Source organism: Pseudomonas silesiensis (assembly GCF_001661075.1).
Taxonomy (GTDB): domain Bacteria; phylum Pseudomonadota; class Gammaproteobacteria; order Pseudomonadales; family Pseudomonadaceae; genus Aquipseudomonas; species Aquipseudomonas silesiensis.
Genome location: NZ_CP014870.1, coordinates 368,338 through 381,702, shown reverse-complemented (window position 1 = coordinate 381,702; position 13,365 = coordinate 368,338). Strand labels below are relative to the sequence as shown.

General features: G+C 59.7%; 9 protein-coding genes and 1 pseudogene. 5 read left to right on the top strand and 5 right to left on the bottom strand.

Features of this window, described 5'->3' with window-relative positions:
• The first annotated feature begins 176 nt into the window (after nucleotides 1–176).
• Complete coding sequence (locus PMA3_RS01725; RefSeq protein WP_064675549.1) at nucleotides 177–1,979, top strand: acyl-CoA dehydrogenase; 1,803 nt, start codon at nucleotides 177–179, stop codon at nucleotides 1,977–1,979.
• 246 nt (nucleotides 1,980–2,225) lie between these two features.
• On the opposite strand, the gene PMA3_RS33485 is transcribed toward PMA3_RS01725, so the two are convergent.
• From PMA3_RS33485 to PMA3_RS01710, 4 genes and pseudogenes are all read right to left on the bottom strand, one after another.
• Nucleotides 2,226–2,957: a methyl-accepting chemotaxis protein gene (locus PMA3_RS33485; RefSeq protein WP_420848680.1), complete on the bottom strand. Its 732-nt coding sequence runs from the start codon at nucleotides 2,955–2,957 to the stop codon at nucleotides 2,226–2,228.
• A gap of 132 nt (nucleotides 2,958–3,089) precedes the next feature.
• Nucleotides 3,090–3,998: pseudogene (locus PMA3_RS33480) on the bottom strand (HAMP domain-containing protein); the annotation flags it as partial.
• A 262-nt stretch (nucleotides 3,999–4,260) separates the two neighbouring features.
• Nucleotides 4,261–4,563, bottom strand: a complete 303-nt coding sequence (locus PMA3_RS01715) for a cell division protein ZapA (RefSeq protein WP_064675547.1) — start codon at nucleotides 4,561–4,563, stop codon at nucleotides 4,261–4,263.
• Nucleotides 4,560–4,790: a hypothetical protein gene (locus PMA3_RS01710; protein ID WP_064675546.1), complete on the bottom strand. Its 231-nt coding sequence runs from the start codon at nucleotides 4,788–4,790 to the stop codon at nucleotides 4,560–4,562. The genes PMA3_RS01715 and PMA3_RS01710 overlap by 4 nt, the downstream gene beginning before the upstream one ends.
• 314 nt (nucleotides 4,791–5,104) lie before the next feature.
• On the opposite strand from PMA3_RS01710, the gene PMA3_RS01705 reads away from it, so the two are divergent.
• The 4 genes from PMA3_RS01705 to trxC all read left to right on the top strand — a co-directional run bounded on the left by PMA3_RS01705 (nucleotide 5,105) and on the right by trxC (nucleotide 12,274).
• Entirely contained in the window at nucleotides 5,105–6,847 is a 1,743-nt protein-coding gene (locus tag PMA3_RS01705) for a potassium/proton antiporter (RefSeq protein ID WP_064675545.1), read from the top strand.
• A gap of 34 nt (nucleotides 6,848–6,881) precedes the next feature.
• Nucleotides 6,882–10,229, top strand: coding sequence for a mechanosensitive channel MscK (mscK, locus tag PMA3_RS01700; RefSeq protein ID WP_064675544.1), 3,348 nt, complete (start codon nucleotides 6,882–6,884; stop codon nucleotides 10,227–10,229).
• 48 nt (nucleotides 10,230–10,277) lie between these two features.
• Nucleotides 10,278–11,741 (top strand): protein adenylyltransferase SelO, encoded by a 1,464-nt coding sequence (gene selO / locus PMA3_RS01695; protein WP_064675543.1) that lies wholly within the window; start codon nucleotides 10,278–10,280, stop codon nucleotides 11,739–11,741.
• A 98-nt stretch (nucleotides 11,742–11,839) separates the two neighbouring features.
• Complete coding sequence (trxC, locus tag PMA3_RS01690; protein WP_064675542.1) at nucleotides 11,840–12,274, top strand: thioredoxin TrxC; 435 nt, start codon at nucleotides 11,840–11,842, stop codon at nucleotides 12,272–12,274.
• Between the two features lie 169 nt (nucleotides 12,275–12,443).
• Here trxC and PMA3_RS01685 read toward each other — a convergent pair whose 3' ends face one another.
• Nucleotides 12,444–13,214 (bottom strand): ParA family protein, encoded by a 771-nt coding sequence (locus PMA3_RS01685; RefSeq protein WP_064675541.1) that lies wholly within the window; start codon nucleotides 13,212–13,214, stop codon nucleotides 12,444–12,446.
• Between the last annotated feature and the right edge of the window lie 151 nt (nucleotides 13,215–13,365).

Sequence of the window (13,365 nt, the reverse complement as noted above, 5' to 3'; positions counted from 1 at the left end):
ACATCCAACATAGATGTGACTGACACACCGCCATCGCGAGCAAGCTCGCTCCCACATTTGTTTTGGAGTGCCTGCTAAGTTGTCGCGCTGCTGCACCATCACGCTCATCAATCATCCTGTTCACCCCGCCCTCCCCACGCCTAGACTCGGTCCAACCCAAAAAAAGGTAGGCCGCCATGTCCGAGACGCTGCTCAGTTCCCGCAATCTGGCTTTCGAGCTGTATGAAGTCCTCGATGCCGAGGGCCTGGCCCGGCGCGAGCGGTTTGCCGAACACAACCGCGAAACCTTCGATGCCGCCATCGGTACCGCGCGCAGCATCGCCGAGAAATTCTTCGCCCCGCACAACCGCAAGGGCGATGAAAACGAGCCACGCTACGAAGACGGCCAGGCCATTCTGATTCCGGAAGTGAAGCCCGCGGTGGATGCTTTCCTCGAAGCCGGCTTCCTCAATGCGGCGCGCAGTTTCGACGCGGGCGGCATGCAGCTCCCTACCCTGCTGTCCCAGGCCTGTTTCGCACACTTTCAATCGGCCAACGCGGCATCGACCTCATACCCTTTTTTGACCATGGGCGCGGCCAACCTGATTGAAAGTTTCGGCACCGAGGAGCAGAAGCAGCGCTTCCTGCAGCCGATGATCGATGGACGCTTCTTCGGCACCATGGCCCTGACCGAACCGCATGCCGGCTCTTCGTTGTCGGATATTCGTACACGCGCCGAACCCGCGCCCGACGGCACCTATCGACTCAAGGGCAACAAAATCTTCATCTCCGGTGGCGATCACCCGCTGTCGGAAAACATCGTGCACATGGTCCTGGCCAAATTGCCGGATGCACCGGCCGGCGTGAAGGGAATCTCTCTGTTTATCGTGCCCAAGTTTCTGGTCAACGATGATGGCAGCCTGGGCAAACGCAACGACGTACTACTGGCGGGGCTGTTCCACAAGATGGGCTGGCGCGGCACGACCTCTACCGCGCTGAACTTCGGCGACAACGGCGAGTGTGTCGGCTACCTGGTGGGCAAGCCGCATTACGGGCTGAGCTACATGTTCCAGATGATGAACGAAGCGCGGATCGGCGTCGGCATGGGCGCGGTGATGCTGGGCTACGCCGGTTATCTGTATTCGCTGGAATACGCCCGCGAACGTCCGCAAGGTCGCGTCCCGGACAGCAAGGACCCGAACACTGCGCCGGTGGCGATCATCCGGCATGCCGACGTCAAACGCATGCTGCTAATGCAAAAGGCCTACGTGGAAGGCTCGTTCGACCTTGGCCTGTATGCAGCGCGGCTGTTCGATGACACCACAACGCTTGCATCTGAAACTGAACGCAAGCAGGCCCACGAACTACTGGATTTACTGACTCCCATTGTCAAATCCTGGCCATCGGAGTTTTGCCTGAAGGCCAACGAACTGGCGATCCAGATTCTTGGCGGCCACGGTTATACCCGTGAATATCCGGTGGAGCAGTATTATCGCGACAACCGCCTGAATCCGATCCATGAGGGCACGCACGGCATTCAGTCGCTGGATTTACTGGGACGAAAACTGGCGCAGAACGGCGGCGCGGGGCTCAAGCAATTGATTCGTTTGATTGCCGACACTGCCGAGCGCGCCCAGGCATACGAATCATTGACTGCACTGCGTGAGCCCTTGGAGAAACTGGTGGCGCACCTGCAAACCGTGACCATCGGCCTGCTGACGGACCTGGGGCAAGGCAAGGTCAACAGCAGCCTGGCGAACTCGGCGCTGTATCTGAAAGTGTTTGGGCACACGGTGATTGGTTGGCGCTGGCTGGAACAGGCGATTCGTGCCGAGGAAGGGTTGGCCAAAGGGAACACGGCGGATGTGAGCTTCTATAAAGGCAAGCTGCAGGCGGCGCGGTATTTCCTGACATGGGAAGTGCCGGGTTGCCACCATGAACTGGCGATTCTAGAGGCTCGGGATGATGTGTGCTTGAGCATGCAGGATGAGTGGTTCTGATCAGAGCTTTTTAGTGCTGCTGAAATCCATTCGCGGGCAAGCCCGCTCCCACAGTGGTCCGCGCTCGACCAGACAACGCGGTCAACTGTGGGAGCGAGACCGGCTTGCCGGCAAAGAGGCCAGCAAAGACAACGCATCAGCTCAACTTGAACCCACCCATCTCCCACAGTGGCCCGCGTTCGACCAGAGTGCGCGGTCAAATGTGGGAGCGAGCTTGCTCGCGAAGAGGCCGGCAAAGACAACTCATCAGCTCAACTTGAACCCACCCATCTGCCGCGCCAAATCATCGGCCAAACGCTGCAACGTCTGACAGTCTTCACGACACGCCCTGACTTCCCCCGCCGTAGCCCGTGCCAAATCAGAAATCCCCTGCACATTCCGGTTGATCTCCTCCGTCACCGCCGACTGCTCTTCCGTCGCCGTCGCCACCTGATGGTTCATGTCGCTGATGCGCTCGACCTGCCCGGTTATCGCCGTCAATGACGCCCCGGTGCGCTGGCTTGACTCCACACCCGTGCCCGTTGCCGCTTGCCCGGTACGCATCGACGACACGGCATTCTCGGCACCTTGCTTGAGGCTACCGATCATCTGTTGAATCTCGTCAGTGGACGCCTGTGTACGTCGAGCCAACGTGCGCACCTCATCGGCCACCACTGCAAACCCTCGTCCCATATCCCCGGCTCTTGCCGCTTCGATGGCCGCGTTGAGCGCCAGCAAATTGGTCTGTTCGGAAATACCGCGAATGACCGCCAATACCTGATCGATCGACGCGACCTGATTGGCCAACTCGCCCACCGCAGAGGCGGCGATGCCGATTTCATCAGACATGCTTTCTATATGCCGGATCGACCCACCCACCACCTCCCTGGCTTGCGTCGCCTCATCCCGCGCGCTTTGCGAAGCGACGGCAGCGTTACCGGCGTTCTGGGCGATCTCCTGCACGGTCAGGCCCATTTCGTGAACAGCGGTTGCGACCATATCGGTCATTTCCTGCTGCCGGCCGGAACGTTCGGCGGTGTTGTCCACCACTCGCGCCACTTGCCCCACCGCCGTGCGCAATCGTTCGCTGGTGGTCAGCACTTCGCCAATCATGTCGCGCTGGCTGTCCAGGAACCGATTGAAGCCCCGGGCCAGATCGCCCAACTCATCGGCGCGAGTGGAATCTAACCTGTGGGTCAAATCTCCACCACCGCTACCGATGGCTACCAGCGCCGCTGTTACCTGACGAATCGGTCTCACCAGACCACGGGCCAGCAGCACTACCAATAAAAGACAAACCAGCGCCACCGCGAGGCCGATGCCACTGCTCATCCACATGGCCCGGCGAGCTTCGGCATAGATCTGCGACTGTGGCACTTCGGCCACCAGCGTCCAGCCCAGATCACGCAATGGCAGGCTCAATGCCAGAAAGTCTTCGTCATCGCGCATAAAACTGCTGGTGGCACCTTTTTGCCCCATGACCGCTTGCGCCGCCGAAGCGCCGATCTGTTCGACCAGCGTGCGTTTGCCGCTGAACTGCGCCTCGGGGTGAACCTGGATCAAACCGTCGGAACGCACAAGATAGACCTTGCCGCGCTCACCGAAACTGAAGTCGTGGATCAGCTCTGACAACTCTTTCATGCTCAGGCCAAGCCCGGCGACGCCCACGACTCTACCGGCCTGCTCGACCTTGAGGTCGATGAACAGCGCCAGTTCTCCGGTGGCAATGTCGGTGTCGATGTTGAGGGTGCGCGGCTGATCGCTGTCGAGGAACGAATAGAACCAGTTGTCCTTGGAATTGGCGCGGCTGAGCGTCCGATCCAGGCCTTTTTCATTGAAGTAGTGGTTTGAAGCCGTGCCCACAATCAGCGCGGTAAAGGCTTTGTGCTCGGCACGGATGCCTTCCAGATACGCCACAAATGCGTCTGTCCGGGCACTGTCTTCACCCCCGGCCAGCCAGTCGCGCACCATGCTGTTGCTGGCGATGTCCTTGGCGGCGGTGAGGGGTTGGACGAGGATGCGCTCGATGTCGTTGCGCATCGCTTCGATGCAAGAGGGCAGCGCTTGCTCGACCAGATAGCGCTCGGCGAGGCGGTTGACCACCAGGGTATAAATGCCAACCACGATCAGGATACTGACCAGCAGGGCAGTGCCCATACTCAGGATCAGCTGCCATTGAATACTGCGTCGCCAGAACTGCATGGAGCACCCCCAAAGAATAAGAGGCTGAAACACTGCAACAGCCGTGCCGATTGTATACAACTCAAGCGACAATTTATTCTTTGGTTGTGCGCAAAGCCGATCAGGCCTGATTGATCGTCTTGGAGATCACTTCAACCGTGGCGCTGACTTGCTCTTGGTAACGGTCGAGTTCCTGCTGGTGCTGTTTCTTCATTTCAATCTGCTGGGAGCACAGATTCATGGCGGCCAGTACCAACAAGCGGTCACCGATCAGTGTCGGGTACTTCTTTTTAGTGTCGGCCAGTGCGGCCTTCAACATCAGCGCGGCGTCCAGCAGGGTTTGCTCTTCCCCGGCCGGCGCCCTGATCGAATAGTCCTCCCCCAGGATCGAGACGACTTTCACCTCTGCGGCGCCGTGATTCATGCGCTGACCGGGCCGGCGCTGACGCGCTCAACCAAAGCCTGGATGCGGGCCGTGGTGGCGCCTTGTTTCTCTTCCTGTTCCATCAGGCTCAATTGCAGGCTTTCGTTTTCGTCCTTGGTCTGGGCCAGTTCTGCGCTCAGGGACTGGTTGGTGGCAAGCAGGGCCTGGTTCTGTTGCACCAGATCGCTGACCAGTTGTTCCAATTGGCTTAGGGATGCTTCCAACATTTTGATTTTCCAGGCGTTTTCAAAGGGCACATACGATAAAGAAAAGTCACCACGGATGCCAGGGTTATCCGGGCGCAAGGCCTTGATTTTGCTGGCGGACGACCTTCCTCGCGAACTGTAGAGACTCTGATTGGCCCATCTGGTTCCTGCACTTCGTCGCCAGGACGGTAGTACGATAAAAACCCGGGAACGCCTTGAGCCTCTCCTGCCGCAAAACCTTTTTGACAGCATCACATTTCAACAGGTTAGAATCGCTGGCACGCAGACTGCATGGTCAGTTTGTGCCCGCCTTTCAGCTTTCTGGAGTACTGCCTTTGAATGCGACGACCATCAACAGCCTGTTCTTGATCGGCGCGTTGCTGGTAGGTGCAAGCATTCTGGTGAGCTCACTTTCGTCCCGCCTCGGCATCCCGATTCTGGTGATCATCCTGGCGGTGGGCATGTCGGCTGGCGTCGACGGCGCCGGGATCATCTTTGATAACTATCCAACGGCGTATCTGGTGGGCAACCTCGCGTTGGCGGTGATCCTGCTCGATGGCGGTTTGCGCACACGGGTCTCCAGTTTCCGCGTTGCGTTATGGCCCGCACTGTCCCTGGCCACGGTCGGCGTGTTGATCACTACGGGGCTGACCGGCATGGCGGCGGCGTGGTTGTTCGACCTTAATCTGATTCAGGGCCTGCTGATCGGCGCTATCGTGGGTTCTACCGACGCTGCGGCCGTGTTCTCGCTGTTGGGCGGCAAAGGCCTGAACGAGCGGGTGAGCGCGAGCCTGGAGATCGAATCCGGCAGCAACGACCCGATGGCGGTGTTCCTCACCGTGACCCTGATTGACATGCTCGCCAGCGGCCAGACAGGCCTGCACTGGAGTTTGCTGGTGCATTTGGTGCGCGAGTTCGGCATAGGTGGTGTGATTGGCCTCGGCGGCGGCTGGCTGATGTTGCAACTGGTCAACCGCATCCACCTGGCTGCCGGGCTTTATCCCATCCTGGTGGTTGCCGGTGGCCTGGTGGTGTTTGCCCTGACCAACGCCCTGCACGGCAGCGGCTTTTTGGCGGTGTACCTGTGCGGCCTGGTGATCGGCAACCGTCCGGTGCGCAGCCGACACGGCATTCTGCATATGCTCGACGGCATGGCATGGCTGGCCCAGATCGGCATGTTCCTGGTGCTGGGCTTATTGGTTACCCCCCACGACCTGCTGCCGATCGCCCTCCCCGCGCTGGGCCTGGCGCTGTGGATGATTCTGTTTGCCCGCCCACTGTCGGTGCTGGTCGGCCTGCTGCCCTTCAAGGCATTCCATGGGCGTGAAAAAGCATTCATTTCCTGGGTTGGCCTGCGGGGCGCGGTCCCGATCATTCTGGCAGTGTTCCCATTGATGGCGGGGCTGCCCAACGCTCAGCTGTATTTCAATCTGGCGTTCTTTATCGTGCTGGTGTCGCTGCTGGTGCAAGGCACCAGCCTGCCTTGGGTGGCGAAGCTTTTGAAAGTCACTGTGCCGCCAGAGCCCTTGCCGATTTCCCGATCAGCCCTGGAAGTCCACGTCACCAGCGAGTGGGAACTGTTCGTTTATCGCCTCGGCGCCGAAAAATGGTGCATCGGTTCGCCCCTTCGCGAATTGAAAATGCCCGAAGGGACCCGGATCGCGGCACTGTTTCGCGGTCAGCAACTGCTCCATCCGTCGGGTAGTACGGTGCTCGAAGTCGATGATTTGCTCTGTGTAATCGGCCATGAACACAATCTTCCGGCCCTCGGAAAACTCTTCAGCCAGGCACCGCAACGAGGCCTCGATCTGCGCTTTTTCGGCGACTTCGTACTTGAAGGAGACGCCCAGCTGGCTGCGGTTGCGGCGCTATATGGGTTGAAAGTCGAAGGCATCGATCCAGACATGACCCTGGCCCATTTCATTGCCCATAAAGTGGGGGGTGCGCCGGTGGTCGGTGACCAGGTGGAATGGAACAACACCACCTGGACCGTCGCGGTCATGGAAGGGAACAAGATCGGCAAAGTGGGCGTCAGATTCCCCGAAGGAAGTCGCCCGGGTCCCGGACTCTTCCTCTAAACTCCACACTTCGCCTTGTTTTCGATCGGTCTCTATGTCAACCCTGCGCTCTTTTTTCGTCATGGCCCTGCTGGGCTTGAGTCTTTCTGTCGGTACACAAGCGGCCGAGCCGCCGTCCAGCGAAGCCGTGCAGGCCAACCTGGACAAGATCGCCGAGCGCAAACTGCCGGAAGCCGATCAAAAAGCCCTGCAGAGCATTCTGCAGAGCACCCTGACACAGCTCACCAGCAAGCGTGATTACGAGCAGAAGCTGGTTGAACTCAAGCAACAACTGGCCACCGCGCCAAAGCAGAACATCGAGAATCAGCGTGAACTGACTCGTCTCAAGGCCACCAGCGTGGTGCCGGTCGCGCAACGCTACGCCAAAGAGTCGATTCAGCAGCTTGAGCAATTGCTGACCGAGCGCTCGACCCAGCAAAGCGATCTGCAAAAAGCCCTGGCCGACGCCAACAGCCTGGTCATTACCGCCCAGACCCGTCCCGAGCGCGCCCAGGCGGAAATTTCCGCCAGTCAGACACGCATCCAGCAGATCAACAACATCCTCAAGGCCGGCAAAGAGAACGGCAAGACCCTGAGCGGCGAGCAACGCGACCAGCTCAATGCCGAACTCGCGGCGCTCAATGCCTTGATCCCCCTGCGCCGCCAGGAACTGGCCGGCAACAGTCAGCTGCAGGATCTGGGCAACAGCCAGCATGATTTGCTCTCGGAGAAATCCGACCGCCTGGAACGGGAAATCCAGGAGCTGCAAAACCTGATCAGCCAGAAACGCCTGGCCCAGTCCCAGGAGACGGTGACCCAGCAGTCCATCGAAGCACAGAAGTCCGGAGGCAGCGTTCTGCTGGCCACCGAAAGTTCGGCCAACCTGAAACTCTCGGACTACCTGCTCAAAAGCACCGACCGTCTCAACGAAGTCACCCAGCAGAACCTGCAGACCAAACAGCAGCTGGACAACGTGACCCAGAGCGATTCAGCCCTGGACGAGCAAATCAGCGTACTCAAGGGCAGCCTGCTGCTTTCCAAGATTCTCTACAAACAGAAGCAGGGCCTGCCGCACCTCAAGGTCGACCGCGACCTGGCCGACCAGATCGCCGACATCCGCCTGTATCAGTTCGAAGTCAGCCAGCAGCGGGAACTGCTGAGCAACCCGGCAACGTACGTCGATAACCTGCTGGCGGCCCAGCCGCCCGAGCAAGTCACCCCACAGCTGCGCAAGAGCCTGATGGAACTGGCCCTCACCCGCGCCGACCTGCTGGAGCGACTGAACCGCGAACTGAGCGCGGTGCTCAACGAATCCATCACGCTGCAACTCAACCAAAAACAACTGCTCAGCACTGCGCAAAGCCTCAGGGCCACGCTGGAAGAGCAGATGTTCTGGATTCCCAGCAACAAGCCGCTCGATCTTGAATGGATGCGCGCCGTGCCGGAGCGCCTGCAACGACAGGTGACTACGCTGCCGTGGGCCTCGAGCCTGAGTGAACTGGTCGACGGCCTGACCCAGCGCCCCTTGCTGTTCCTGCCGCTGGCGCTGCTGATCGGCGCCCTGCTGTGGCGGCGCACGAGCTTGTACGCCAAGTTGAACAAGGTTCACCAGGACATCGGCCACTTCAAGCGCGACAGCCAGTGGCACACGCCTCAAGCGATCCTGATCAATATTTTGCTGGCGATGCCGGTCGCCCTGGGCCTGGCCTTGTGCGGCCTGGCCTTGCAGATCGACGCTCGCGGGCAGAACGCCAACATGGGCGCGGCGCTGCTGCAGATGGCCCAGGCCTGGCTGGTGTTCTACACCACCTACCGGATCCTCGCACCTGGCGGCGTGGCCGAGTTGCATTTCCGTTGGGAAAAACCCCAGGTCGAATTCCTCCAGGGCTGGATTCGCCGACTCGGGCTGGTGGTAATGGCCTTGGTCGCAGTGGTGGCCGTCGCCGAACTGCAACCGGCCGCGCTGGCTGACGACGTGCTCGGCATGCCGGTGGTACTGACTTGCTACGCCCTGATGGCCTGGTTGCTCAGCCGCCTGTTGATCAGCAGCCCGACCCACGAAAACGCCTCGCTGTTCCGCAAGGCTTTGGCCGTCGTGTTCACCGCCCTGCCGATCGCCTTGTTCGTGGCGGTGTGCTTCGGCTACTACTACACCGCACTGAAACTCAGCGACCGGTTGATCAATACCCTTTACCTGCTGATGTTCTGGCTGGTGATCGAAGCCACTTTCGTGCGCGGCCTCAGTGTTGCGGCGCGGCGCCTGGCTTACCAGCGCGCCCTGGCCAAACGCCAGGCCGCCAAGGAAGCGGGCGACGGCGAAGCGGTGATCGAAGAGCCGACCCTGGACATCGAGAAGGTCAACGAACAGTCTCTGCGCCTGATCCGCCTGGCGCTGCTCGGCGGGTTCATGGCGGCGCTGTACTGGGTCTGGTCGGACCTGATCTCGGTGTTCTCGTACCTGGACAACATCACCCTCTACGAATACACCAGCGGCACCGGTGCCAACATGAGCATGGTGCCGATCAGCATTGGCGACATGCTCGGCGCACTGATCATCATCGGCATCACCTTTGCCCTCGCACGCAACCTGCCGGGTCTGCTGGAAGTGTTTGTGTTGTCGAAGCTCAACCTGGCCCAAGGCAGTGCCTACGCCACCACCACCTTGCTTTCCTACGTGATCGCCGGTATCGGTTTCGTCTCCACCCTGTCCACGCTCGGCGTGAGCTGGGACAAATTGCAATGGCTGGTGGCAGCGCTCTCGGTGGGCCTGGGTTTCGGCATGCAGGAGATCTTCGCCAACTTCATCTCCGGGATCATGATCCTGTTCGAACGCCCGGTGCGGATCGGCGATACGATTACCATCGGCAACCTGTCAGGCACGGTGAGCAAGATCCGGATCCGCGCCACGACGATCACCGACTTCGACCGCAAAGACATCATCGTCCCGAACAAGACGTTCATTACCGGGCAATTGATCAACTGGTCCCTGACGGACACCATCACCCGGGTGACCCTCAAGCTCGGGGTCGACTACGGCTCGGACCTGGATCTGGTGAAAGAGCTTCTTCTGAAGGCTGCACGGGAAAACCCGCGGGTACTCAAAGAGCCTGAACCCCATGTGTATTTCCTGAACTTCGGCGAAAGCACCCTCGACCACGAGTTGCGCATGCACGTGCGCGACCTGGGTGACCGTAACCCGGTGCTCGACGAGGTCAACCGCTTCATCAACCGCGAATTCAAGAAGCAACACATCAACATTTCGTTCCGGCAGATGGAGGTTTACCTCAAGAACATCCAGGGTCAGGAATACAGGATGGTGCCGGTCGATCCGGAAACGAAAACCATTGTGCCCAAGACTGAGGGTCCAGTGCCTCAAGAGCCGCCGGCCGCCAAGCTCGACTAACCGGCCTATCCCTAGCAGAATGCTCGGACATTCTGCTGGAGATGGCCCTTGAAAGCCCTCGACGAACTGACCTTCGATAACCGCTTCGCCCGCTTGGGCGATACGTTTTCCGCCCATGTGCTGCCAGAGCCCATCGACAATCCGCGCCTGGTGGTGGCCAGCCCCGCCGCCATGGCCCTGCTCGACCTCGACCCGGCCGAGGCCGAAACCCCAGCATTCGCCGAGCTGTTCAGCGGTCACAAGCTCTGGGCCGACGCGGTTCCCAGGGCGATGGTCTATTCCGGTCACCAGTTCGGTTCCTACAACCCCCAGTTGGGCGACGGGCGCGGCTTGTTGCTGGGTGAGGTGTACAACCAGGCCGGCGAGCATTGGGACCTGCACCTGAAGGGCGCTGGCCAGACGCCCTTTTCGCGCATGGGCGATGGACGCGCGGTACTGCGCTCATCGATTCGCGAGTTTCTGGCCTCCGAAGCGCTGCATGCCCTGAATATCCCGACCACCCGCGCACTGTGCGTGATCGGGTCCGACACCCCGGTCTGGCGCGAGAAGCAGGAACGGGCGGCCATGGTCCTGCGCCTGGCACCGAGCCATGTGCGTTTCGGTCATTTCGAGTATTTCTACTACACCAAACGCCCGGAGAAGCAGAAAGAACTCGGCGACTACCTGCTGGCCATGCATTTCCCGGAGTGCCTGGAACAACCGGAACCGTACCTGGCGATGTTCCGCGAAATCGTCGAGCGCAACGCCGAACTGATCGCCAAGTGGCAAGCCTATGGCTTCTGCCATGGGGTGATGAACACCGACAACATGTCGATCCTGGGCATCACCTTCGACTATGGCCCGTTCGCCTTCCTCGACGACTTCGACGCCCACTTCATCTGCAACCACTCCGATGACCAGGGCCGTTATTCCTTCAGCAACCAGGTGCCGATCGGCCAGTGGAACCTCAGCGCCCTGGCCCAGGCCCTGACGCCATTCATCAGTGTCGAGGCCCTGCGCGAAACCCTCGGCCTGTACCTGCCGCTGTACCAGGCTCACTACCTGGACCTGATGCGCCGTCGTCTCGGTTTTACCACCGCCGAGGAAGATGACCAGAAATTGCTGGAACAGCTGCTGCAACTGATGCAGAACAGCGGCGTTGATTACAGCCTGTTCTTCCGCCGCCTGGGGGATGAATCACCTGAGCTGGCGCTCGCCCGCTTGCGCGACGACTTCGTCGACATCAAGGGCTTCGATGCCTGGGGTGAACGCTATGCCGCTCGGGTTGCCCGTGAGGGCGAGGTTGATCAGCAACAGCGCCGCACACGGATGCATGCGGTCAATCCCCTCTACATCCTGCGCAACTACCTGGCGCAGAAAGCCATCGATGCGGCGGAAAGTGGCGACTATTCAGAAGTTCGTCGCCTGCATGCAGTGCTGAGCAATCCCTTCGAGGAACAGCCGGGAATGCAGGGTTACGCCGAGCGACCACCGGAATGGGGCAAGCATCTGGAGATCAGTTGCTCGTCGTGAGGGCAACAAAGCCCTCTGCGAACACCTATCTGCCTTGATAAACGAGGCCTTTGCCACCAGATCCATCGCATTGACTGCCAACTTTCGAAGAGCTCACCATGTCTGACCCACTCCTTATCCCATGCCCCCATTGCAACGGACTTAACCGTATCCCCGCGGAACGCCTCAACGACCATCCAAAATGCGGCCGTTGCAAGGACGAGGTCCTGTTGGCCAAATCGTTCGAATTGAAGCAAAGCGATTACGCCAGTCAGATCAAGGGAGACCTGCCGCTACTGGTGGATGTGTGGGCGGACTGGTGCGGGCCGTGCAAGTCGTTTGCCCCGGTGTTCGAGCAGGCCGCCAGTCAGTTGGCAGGCAAGTGCCGGTTGGCGAAACTGGATAGCGAGGCGAATCAGCAGTTGTCGGCGCAGTTGGGGATCCGCTCGATCCCGAGCCTGATTCTGTTCAAGAACGGCCGGGAAGTGGCGCGCCAGAGCGGGGCCTTCCCGTTGCCGCAGTTGATGAGCTGGTTGCGTAGCCAAGGGATCTAAAGCCACCATAAACCACTGTGGGAGCGGCGATGCGGCGATCCGACTTGTAGGAGCGAGCTCGCTCGCGATGGACTCAAAAGCGCCGCTTTTAACCAGTAAATACGCGTTATCGTTAACGACCATCGCGAGCAAGCTCGCTCCCACAGTGGTTCGGTGTTGATTGCCGGACTCAGGTGTTTTCGAGCAGGCTGTGCAGTTCGACGAATTGCTGCGTCAGCTTGTGCCGCGGATCGAGATGGATCAGCGGCGTGTTGGCCTGATGCGACTCACGCATGCGCACCGAACTGCCCAGATACACCGGCAGCACCGGCAACCCCTCGGCAATCAGCTCGTCGAGCATTTGCTGGGGCAGGCTGGCACGGGCCTGGAACTGGTTGACGACTATGCCTTCGACTTCCAGCCCTTCATTGTGGTCGTCCTTCAATTCTTCGATCTCCGCCAGCAGGCCGTACAGCGCCTGACGCGAGAAACTGTCGCAATCGAAGGGGATCAGCACGCGATCAGCGGCGATCAATGCCGAAACGGCATAAAAATTCAACGCTGGCGGCGTATCCAGATAGATGCGGTCGTAGTCGCCGTCCAGCTCCTCGAGCAATTTACGCAGCTTGTTGATCTTGTGTTTGGCCTCAAGCTTGGGCTGCAAGTCAGCCAACTCGGCCGTGGCGGTGATGACGTGGAGGTTGTCGAACGGGGTTTCGTAGATATCGACCTGGCTTTTTTTCGAGAACGGCCCGGAAGACAGCGTCTGCTTGAAGAAATCGGCAATGCCCATGGGAATGTCATTGCCGGTGAGCCCTGTCAGGTACTGAGTGGAGTTGGCCTGGGCATCGAGATCCACCAATAAGGTGCGATAACCCTCGCTGGCACTGACCGCCGCCAGATTGCAGGCAATGCTCGATTTGCCTACGCCACCTTTCTGATTGAACACCACGCGCCGCATGTCAAAACCTCCGTGTATCAAAGAATGACCGAGTGTAGTAGTCCACAGCGCTGCTTAGCTACCTCGCCGGCAAAGGGACTACACAGTCAGGCGCGATCTCTTGATGAAAAAGCGGCAAAGTCATCCACTGATCGCAAAATGGGCCGACAGA